Raw genomic sequence first — 9,395 nt, 5'->3', positions numbered from 1 at the left:
TAACCTCCGTCGCCTACGGCGCCACCTCCTTCCCGAGGAAGGAGGCTGACGGACAACGGCTCTGCCGCAGTTGGACTCCTAACGACTCTAACCCTAAAACGTGAAAATGACTCTGCATGAGGCGCCTTCCTTTTGGTAGCCCGACGCTGCCCACAGGGCTGAGGTTAGCTGATGGAAATTGAAGGAAGTGCCGCAGGCTGTCGAGCTTTCCTGAAAGCTAGAGGCTAGCAGCTAGAAGCCCCGCACGAATGACTCTATCCGTAAGCTTCGCTCCAACAGCTCACCGCAATTTGTGGAGCTTCCATTTCCACCATTGCCATTTCTTGCACCCATTCTTCTTTTATGATACAGTAAATGATATAAAACCGTTTCGGTTGTGGATTTTTTCAGAACTTTCTGTTTTCGCCGCACAGTACTTTACAGGTACTGTGCTTTTCTTTTGGGAGGAATGCAATTGTGCCGAAGGGAATTTATGCTTGTATTGTCTTTGCAGCCGGTGCCTGCTATGGGATCCTGTCCACCTTTGTAAAAATCGCCTATGCCGCCGGTCTGGATCTCACCGACGTGAGCGGGGTGCAGTGCCTCTTCGGCATGTTTTTCCTCTGGGCCGGCGTTTTCTTTACCAGGAAAAAGACTCTCACTCCCTTCCATGTGCTTTCTCTCCTGGCCGTCGGAATTCCCATGGCCCTCACCACGATCTTTTATTATCGCTCATTGGAGACCCTCTCCGCCTCCCTGGCGGTGGTCTTCCTGTTCCAGTCCATATGGATGGGGTCCGTAGTGGAAGCATTCATTTCCCGCCGTTTCCCAAGCCCCCTGAAATGCCTGTCCATTATCCTCTGCCTTACCGGTACATTCCTGGCGGCCGGTTTCCTTGAAGGAAATCAGCCTCTTTCTCTCTCCTCCGGCATGGTCTGGGGCCTTCTGGCTGCCCTCTCTTATACGGCTGTCATTACGGCCAGCTCCCTTCTGGGAGAAGGGATTCCTCCGGCCCTGAAGGGGGCCCTCATGGCCACAGGAGATACGATACTTACATTTATCGTCCTGCCGCCGGTATTTATCCTTACCCCTGCCATCTGGCCCGCTCTCCTGCCATTTGGGCTCCTTCTCGGGCTCTTTGGCGTCGCCCTGCCGCCATTCCTCCTGTCCTGGGGCATGCCCCACATCGGCCCGGGGCTGGGCAGTATCCTCGTGGCCTCCGAGCTTCCGGTGGCCCTGGTCATGGCGCTCCTGGTACTGGGGGAATCGGCATCCCCCCTCCAGTGGGCCGGCATCGCCTGTATTTTAGGAGGAATCGTGGTAGGAAATGTGTCGAAGTGAACAGAGCCTGTTGCGGTTTGACGAGCTGTTGGTATTCGGTGCTGATGGATAGAGTCATTCGTGCGGGGCTTCTAGCTACTAGCCTCCAGCTTCCAGGAAAGCTCGACAGCCTACGGCACGAATGACTGGCGGAAACGTCGAGTGGAAAGCGCCGCAGGCGAATCAGCTTTCCTAGCAGCTAACAGCTAGAAGCTAGCAGCTAGAAGCTCCGTGCGAGTGACTCTACCCGTCAACACCGAATACCAACAGCGGGGCAAACTGAAATTGTCAGTGCCTTCTAAAAGGAAAATATAATAACTGGGTATTAATATATTTTATATCATAACTTAATCCTTACAAAATAATGACATAAATTACCGGTTCTGCAGAATGGCACGCACCATTCTCTATTACCTCCAACAAATTGCAATAACTGTTTGGATATTTTACACAGCATTTACGAATTTCCCCTTTCTGCTTTACATGGGTATTACCTCTATTTTACTCGATAAAATCAGATAAAATTTCACATTTCACAAGACCGATGCTATAGTAAAGACAATGTTTGACAGGATAAATTATTTTATAACATTATTCATCCTGTCCGTTACTGATTCCCGGCCCTGGGCCCCTCATTTTTTTCAAAGGAGATACTCATGAAAAAGCTGACTTTACTTTCTGCTGCATTTCTGATTGCCTGCGGCGCATCCGCCATGGCTGCCAATCCGTTTTCCGATGTAAGCCCCGATGACTGGGCTTACCAGGCGGTATCCGATCTTTCCAGCCAGGGTGTCGTCGAAGGTTACCCCGATGGTACATTCAAAGGGGAACGGAATATGACCCGCTACGAACTGGCCCAGATTATCGCCCGCCTCATGGCTAAGGAAGACCAGCTGAATGCAGACCAGAAAGCTACCCTCGACAAGCTGGCCGGTGAATACGCCGATGAACTTGCAAACCTCGGGGTCCGGGTGTCCAACCTGGAAAAGAAAGTGGGTAACATTTACTGGTCCGGCGATGCCCGTATGCGGTATTTAAGCGATGCCACCATGGATTCGAAGACCGGCGCCAAAAAGGGTGATGTATGGGATGGCCGTATCCGCCTCAATGTAAAGGGGAAAGTCAATAAAGACACCTACGTGAAAGGCCGGTTCCTGACCAACATGTACTTCAAGGATGGCAAAAGCGATGATGGCCAGACTTCCATGGACCAGTTATTTGTCAATCATAAATTCGGCGATTTCCAGGTCCGCCTGGGCCGCCAGCCCATTGTTATCGGAAACCAGAAAGGCTGGCTCTACGGAAAGGCCATCGGCTATGACGGTGCCCAGCTCTCCTATGCAAAGGATGGGTGGGATGCGGCTGTCAAATATGGCCAGTTCAATGGCGGCTGGAATGAAGTGAAAGGCAAATCTCCAATAGAGGGGGCCGACTTCTTTGCCGCTGCGGCAGGATATAAATCCAAAGCTTTCAAGGCCAATGTGGACTACCTGAAATTCCAGAGTAAGACAGACGGCATTGACAATCCTTCCATCATCGGCGGCGGCATCGATATCCCCTTTGCTGAAAAATGGAGCCTCTTCGGCGATTACTATAAGAATACCAATGCAAAGACCGACTATGACACCGGCTGGAATGCCGGCCTTTCCTACGGGAAGCTGAATAAGAAGCATCCGGGCTCCTTCGACCTGTCCCTGGCTTACTTCGACGTGGACCGGGAAGTATATTTCGGCGGCACCATCCTCCAGACAAACTACCTGAACAACCTGGCTGACTCCTTCGGAAGCAAGGCGGAGAAAAAGAGCAGCAAGTACCAGGCTGACAACCTCCGGTTCTGGAACCTGGAAGGAGATGTGGCTCTCCTGAAGAATGTGTACCTCCACGGAGAATATGCCTTTGCAGGCAAAGCAAAGCACGGTGAGGATCCCGATGACGGCTGGACCCTCTCCCTGAACTATAACTTCTAAGGAGAACTGAAAAAGCAGCAAAAGGACCGCAGCAGCCGGGAGCCTGTGAAGACTTCCGGTTTCTGCGGCACTGCTGTTTTTTTGAAAATATTCTATGCAGATTACCTTACAGAATATCAGCAAACAATTCAATGGAAAACCGGTGATCCACGATATATCCATGGTCATCAGGGACCACAGCTTTACCACTCTTTTAGGGCCGTCGGGCTGCGGGAAAACCACGCTGCTCCGCATGATTTCCGGTCTGGAAACGCCGGATAAGGGCGAGATTACCCTTGGAAATACCTGCGTTTTCTCAGATAACCGCCACATTTTTGTGCCGCCGGAAAAGCGGGGACTTTCCTACGTATTCCAGGATTTCGCCCTGTGGCCCCACATGACGGTGAAAGAGAATGTATCCTTTGGCCTGAAAGCCACCGGTAAGACGGACCAACTGGAAGACGATACGGAGGAAGCCCTCCGGGCCGTGAAGCTCGATGGATTGGAGAACCGGTATCCCCACGAACTCTCTGGAGGCCAGCAGCAGCGGGTGGCCCTGGCCAGGGCCATTGCGCCCCATCCGGACTGCATCCTTTTCGATGAACCCCTCTCTGCCCTGGATGCGCTTCTCCGCATCCGCATGAGGAGTGAAATACGAAATCTCGTCGCCCGTCTCGGCATTACGGCTGTCTTCGTCACCCATGACCAGGAAGAAGCCATGAGCATGAGTGATGAAATTGCCGTTATCCATGAAGGGCGGGTAGAACAGCAGGGAGTGCCGGAATGCCTCTATTTCCATCCGGCCACTTCCTTTATTGCCCATTTCATTGGCTCTTCCAACTGGATCGACAAAAATCACCTGTTCCGTCCGGAAAAGGCCCATACTACGCCCCGAGACGGATGCCGCCCATTTACGGCCCGAGTCGATGCGGTCCGCTTCCTTGGCCACTGCTATGAACTGTCTCTCACCCACGGAAACGAGAAATGGATTTACTGGTCCCCCCGGCCCATTACCCAAAACACACTCATGAGCCTCTATGTCAGTGACAAAGATATCATTACCATTAAATAAGGAGAAAATCATGACAAATATAAAGAAACTTGCCATTCTTGCAGCTGCCTGCTGCCTGGCCCTCAGCATTTCCGCCTGCGGTACAAAGACCGGCGGCGCTTCCAAAGCCGCTTCCAGTGCTGCAGCGGGAGGCGATAAGAAAGTAACTGTCTACATGCCTTCCCCCGCCGGCCTCTCCCAGAAGCTGGCCAAGGGATTTGAGAAAAAGACCGGCATAAAAGTAGAAGTCTTCCAGGGAACCACCGGAGAAATCCTGGCTCGCCTGGAAGCAGAGAAAAATAACCAGGCCGCCGATGTGGTGATCCTTGCCTCCTGGTCCGATGGCCTGTCCCTGAAAGGGAAAAACGTACTGGTTCCCTACCAGCCGAAGGGCGCCGATAAGATGGTCAAGGATTTCGTGGATAAGGACAATGAGCTCTGGGGCTACAGCGCTTCGGCGGTCGGCGTCATTTACAACAAAAATGTATATCCGGAACTCCATGCAGACTGGAGCGAACTCGCAGACCCCGCCTACAAGGACAACCTGGCCATTCCGGATCCCCAGAAATCGGGGGCCTGCAAAGATTTCCTGGCAGGCTATGTCAATAAATATGGCTGGGATGCCCTGGAAGGCATGGCAAAGAACGGCATGACCGTGCCCGGCGCCAATAAAGCAGCCGTAGAAGCGGTGACCACCGGTGAAAAGGGGATTCTCGTGGCCGGCGTGGACTACAATGCCTACACCGCCATCAAGAAAGGGGAACCCCTGGCCATTTACTATCCGAAGAGCGGTACCATCGTCAATCCCCGGCCCGCTATGATCATGAAAAATGCACCTCATGAAGAAAATGCAAAACAGTTCATGGACTACCTGCTGTCCGATGAAGCCCAGCAGCTGGTGGCCGATGCCTACCTGATTCCGGGACGGAGTGACATCGAAGCCAAGGGCACCCCGCTCTCCAAGATTCCCCAGATCAAACCGGAATGGGATAAAATGATGGCTATCGCTTCCGACACGGCCGCCAAACTCAACGCACTCTGCGGAAAATAAAGAGGTCCTTCTATGAACGGACGGAAACACATTTCCCTTCCTCTTCTGCTCCTTGGCGCCTGTCTTGTCTTTCTGGTCATTGCTCCCCTGGCCACGGTATTTGTCAAAGCCCTCATCATCAATGATCACCTGGACTTTTCCTTTGCCGCCGCTGCCCTGTCGGAACCCCAGAATGCCAGGATGATCCGGAATTCCCTTCTCCTGGGGCTGGCGGTGGTCATCCTGTCATCCCTCATTTCCATCCCCCTGGCCTACCTCTTTTCCAGGACCCAGCTGGGGCAGCACAAGATTTTCGACCTTCTATTTCTTATCCCCTTCATGACGCCCCCCTACATCGCGTCCATGGGGTGGATTCTCTTCATGCAGAAACGGGGACTCTTCTCCCAGATGGTCCCTGCCTTTCCGAATGGGATCCCCCTGTTCTTCACATTCGGGGGGCTGGTACTGGTCATGAGCCTTCATATATTCCCCTTCATGATGGTTCTCATGAAAAACGCCATGCTCCACATCCCTTCCTCCCTGGAAGAGGCTGCCGCCATCTCCGGTGCCGGCTATGGGAGGCGGCTCAGGAAGATATTCTTTCCCCTCCTCACAGGGAACTACGTCATAGGGGCCCTGCTGGTGTTCGTGAAAACCCTTTCGGAATACGGCACTCCCTATACCCTGGGACGGCGCATCGGTTTTGATGTATTCACCACGGATATTCACCGCTATGCCGCCGTCGCTCCCATTGACTTTGGGAAAGCGGCGGTGCTGGCATCGGTACTTGTCACCATCTGCATGGTATTGTGGCTGGTTCAGAATTATATCACCGTTCACCACAGCTACAACCTCATCAGCGGCAAAGGAAGCCGGATGAGGATACACAGGCTCTCTTCTCCGGGAAAAGTACTGGCCATCCTCTATATCGGCCTTATTCTGGTAATATCTATTGGCATTCCCTATTTTTCCGTCATTTCCACTTCCCTCATCCGGCTCCGGGGCTTTGGTCTGGCAGCGGGAAACTTTACCTTCCACCATTACGTGGAACTTTTCACCGACAGTGAAACCGCCCTCCCGGCCATAGGAAACAGTTTCCTCCTGGGCCTCCTGTCCGCCACCATCTGCGCCATCCTGGGTACGGTCATCGTTCTTTCCATCCGTGCCGGCCGCTCCAGATTCGGGAAAGTGCTGGAAGCCATGAGCCTCCTGCCGGAAATGCTTCCGGGCATCGTGCTGGTCATCGGCCTCATGCTCTTCTGGAATGACATCTATGACATCCTGCCCCTGTACAATACCATGGGCATCATGGTCATTACGTACACCGCTCTTTTCCTGCCCTATACCGTACAATATGTAACCTCTGCCTCCACCCAGCTCAGCGAAAGCCTTCTGGAAGCGGGGCGGGTATTCGGCGGGTCCCGGTACTACATTTTCCGTCACATCACCTGTCCCCTCATCGCCCGGGGCATGGCGGCAGGCTGGATGATGACATTCATCATTGCTATCCGGGAACTGGTGGCCCCCAGTCTCATCGCCCCACCGGATACGCTGGTGATTTCCACCTATATTATGAGAGAATTCGAGCAGGGCAGCGTGTCCCTGGGCATGTCCATGGCAGTGCTCTGCATCCTCCTCACCACCCTCTCCCTGGCCGGAGTGAAGCTGCTGACAAGGAACCTGAAGTAAAAGAGCTCGTCAAATTGCGGTTTGACGAGCTGTTGGAGAGGTGCTGATGGATAGAGTCATTGGCATGGAGCTTCTAGCTACTAGCGGCTAGAAGTCCCCGCACGAATGACTCTACCCGTAAGCATCGCCCTAACAGCTCGGCAAACTGCAATTGGCAGTATTCCCGCCACCAGAGGTGCCTCTCGAAAGGGCTATAAAATTATTCTCTAAGAACCGCAAGAAAATATATTATTCTCATTTATTCTTCCATTTTCTCAATTTTCACGAAAAATTTTGCCATTTGGGGGAATTTGGGACTTTCTCGGCCCATTTGGGGTGGTACGGGGTCAAACCGTTTTTACCGTTCTTTTACATTTTTGCATATTTTTACTGTATATGTGTTTATTTATACATTTTATTCACATCCGAAATTCAGGGGCAAACCCCGGAAGCGCCATGGTATGGGCGCTCCGGGGTTTTGCCATTTCTTCCCATGAATTATCACAATACATTTTGATTTATCATTCCAATCCATGCCAATCCATGATGGCTCCCATTTTTTACATTTTTCCTCTGTTTTCCTTCAAAGTTCTCAAAAGTCCATGGTACTTCGATGAAAAAATTTTACAATTTTCTTTTGGAAAAAGTCTTGTCATCTGTTTTCATTTATGGTATATTGCAGTAAATAAAAATTCATCGCGCCCTGCCCCGTGTGCAGTTGAGCAGCGAACCGTTAGAAAATAACGGATGGTTTTCTTTATGCCCTGTTTCTTTCACCTTTATTGAAAGCAAATGGGGTTCATGCATGCCTTGAAGAAATTCAAAGCCTGCCGATCCGGTTAAACCGGGACAATATTTTTCCCCCATCGCAGTATGTCATGCGATTTGGATCAAGAAAGAAGGGAACAACCTTGTCTAAAAGCAAAAAAATGGGAGTGGTACAGCTCACAACAGTCACCGCCATCAATATGATGGGTTCCGGCATTATTCTTCTTCCGGCCACACTGGCGGAAATCGGAACAATTTCAATTTTTGCGTGGATTCTTGCCTCCATCGGCGCCACCATCCTGGCCTATGCCTTTGCCCGCTGCGGCATGCATACCAGCAAAGTAGGCGGTATGGGCGGCTACGCAGAATACCGTTTCGGCAGGGCCGGTAATTTCCTGTCCAACTTCTGCTACACCATTTCGCTCATTATTGCGAATGCAGCCATTGCCAGCGGTGTAGTCAGCTACGCGACCTACGTATTCGGCCTCACCCTTACTCCGGTGGAAGTCTGCATGGCCACCATTTCCGTTCTTCTCGTGGCAGCCACCATCAGCCTCGTGGGCCCAAAGAAATTCGGTAAATTCAGCTCCCTCGGCGTGTTCTGCGTCGTGGCTCCTGTTATCGGCCTTCTCCTCTTCGGTTTCTTCTTCTTCGATACCAATATTTACAAAGAAGCATGGAACCCCGGAAACTTGCCTTTCTATGAAACCATGAAAGATTCTATTGCCGTCATTATCTGGGCTTTCCTGGGACTGGAAACGGCCTGTGCCAACTCCGACACCGTGGAAAATCCGGAAAAGAATGTGCCCATTGCCGTCCTGGCCGGAACACTCCTGGCCGGTGCCTGCTATACCACATCCACTGCCATTATCGGCGGCCTTGTTCCTTACCAGGAACTCATGAACTCCGGTGCCCCCTTCGGTCTCGCCTATGCTACCATGTTCGGTGACAAAGCAGGATACATCGTTTCCTGCATGCTCGTATGCTCCTGCTTCGTATCCCTTACCGCATGGCAGTTCACCGTGTCCGAAGTAGCTCGCGAAGCTTCCTCCATCGGCCTGTTCCCGAAATTCCTGTCCAAGGTAAACCGTTTCCGTTCTCCCTACGTAGCCATTGGTACCCTGGTAGCCATCCAGATCGTCATGACCCTTTCCACCATGAGTCCTACCCTGCTGAAGCAGTTCAATGTACTCATCAACCTGGCTGTCATGATTAACCTGATTCCTTACCTCCTGGCCATGGCTTCGGTGGCAGACCTGCAGAAAGCGGAAGGTATCAGCCACGATAAAGCCCGGCTTGCCAATATGGCAGCCATTGTAGGCGGTGTCTACAGCTGCTACGCCGTTTATGGATGCGGCTGGACCGTCATTATGGAAGGTGCTTTCGTAGCTGCCATGGGACTGGTGATTTACGCCATCGTCTCCTCCAAGCTCCGCTATGCTCCCTCTCCCCGGGTTTCTACCTACCCGCCTATTGATAAGAAATAAGAAATGAAAAACTCCCCGGAATCCGTTTCCGGGGAGTTTTTTTATGGGCTGATGAACCGGACTGATGACTATTTCAGTATTGCGAGCTGTTGGTATCCGGTGTTGACGGGTAGAGTCACTCGCACGGGGCTTCTAGCTTCTAGCGG

At 52.0% G+C, this 9,395-nt stretch carries 6 protein-coding genes; all 6 read left to right on the top strand.

What is annotated here, in order from left to right; all coding sequences use genetic code 11:
* Positions 1–456 precede the first annotated feature (456 nt).
* Positions 457–1,320 (top strand): EamA family transporter, encoded by an 864-nt coding sequence (locus tag QZR21_RS06305; RefSeq protein WP_296095784.1) that lies wholly within the window; start codon positions 457–459, stop codon positions 1,318–1,320.
* Positions 1,321–1,955: 635 nt separating this feature from the next.
* A complete protein-coding gene (locus tag QZR21_RS06300) occupies positions 1,956–3,266 on the top strand; it encodes an S-layer homology domain-containing protein (RefSeq protein WP_296095773.1) in 1,311 nt (436 codons plus the stop codon).
* Between the two features lie 94 nt (positions 3,267–3,360).
* Positions 3,361–4,317: an ABC transporter ATP-binding protein gene (locus QZR21_RS06295; protein ID WP_296095776.1), complete on the top strand. Its 957-nt coding sequence runs from the start codon at positions 3,361–3,363 to the stop codon at positions 4,315–4,317.
* A gap of 10 nt (positions 4,318–4,327) precedes the next feature.
* A complete protein-coding gene (locus QZR21_RS06290; RefSeq protein ID WP_296095778.1) occupies positions 4,328–5,347 on the top strand; it encodes an ABC transporter substrate-binding protein in 1,020 nt (339 codons plus the stop codon).
* Between the two features lie 12 nt (positions 5,348–5,359).
* Positions 5,360–7,015, top strand: a complete 1,656-nt coding sequence (locus QZR21_RS06285; protein ID WP_296095779.1) for an iron ABC transporter permease — start codon at positions 5,360–5,362, stop codon at positions 7,013–7,015.
* 890 nt (positions 7,016–7,905) lie between these two features.
* Positions 7,906–9,249, top strand: a complete 1,344-nt coding sequence (gene potE, locus QZR21_RS06280) for a putrescine-ornithine antiporter (protein WP_296095781.1) — start codon at positions 7,906–7,908, stop codon at positions 9,247–9,249.
* The last annotated feature ends 146 nt before the right edge of the window (positions 9,250–9,395 follow it).

The organism is uncultured Dialister sp. (assembly GCF_900541605.1).
In the GTDB taxonomy this organism is placed as follows: domain Bacteria; phylum Bacillota; class Negativicutes; order Veillonellales; family Dialisteraceae; genus Dialister.
Note: the sequence above shows the minus strand (reverse complement) of the source record. Positions and strands in the feature narration are given on the sequence as shown.

Coding starts and splice junctions, on each gene's coding strand:
- QZR21_RS06300 (WP_296095773.1), top strand. CDS start 1,956: ATGAAAAAGCTGACTTTACTTTCTGCTGCATTTCTGATTGCCTGCGGC.
- QZR21_RS06295 (WP_296095776.1), top strand. CDS start 3,361: ATGCAGATTACCTTACAGAATATCAGCAAACAATTCAATGGAAAACCG.
- QZR21_RS06290 (WP_296095778.1), top strand. CDS start 4,328: ATGACAAATATAAAGAAACTTGCCATTCTTGCAGCTGCCTGCTGCCTG.
- QZR21_RS06285 (WP_296095779.1), top strand. CDS start 5,360: ATGAACGGACGGAAACACATTTCCCTTCCTCTTCTGCTCCTTGGCGCC.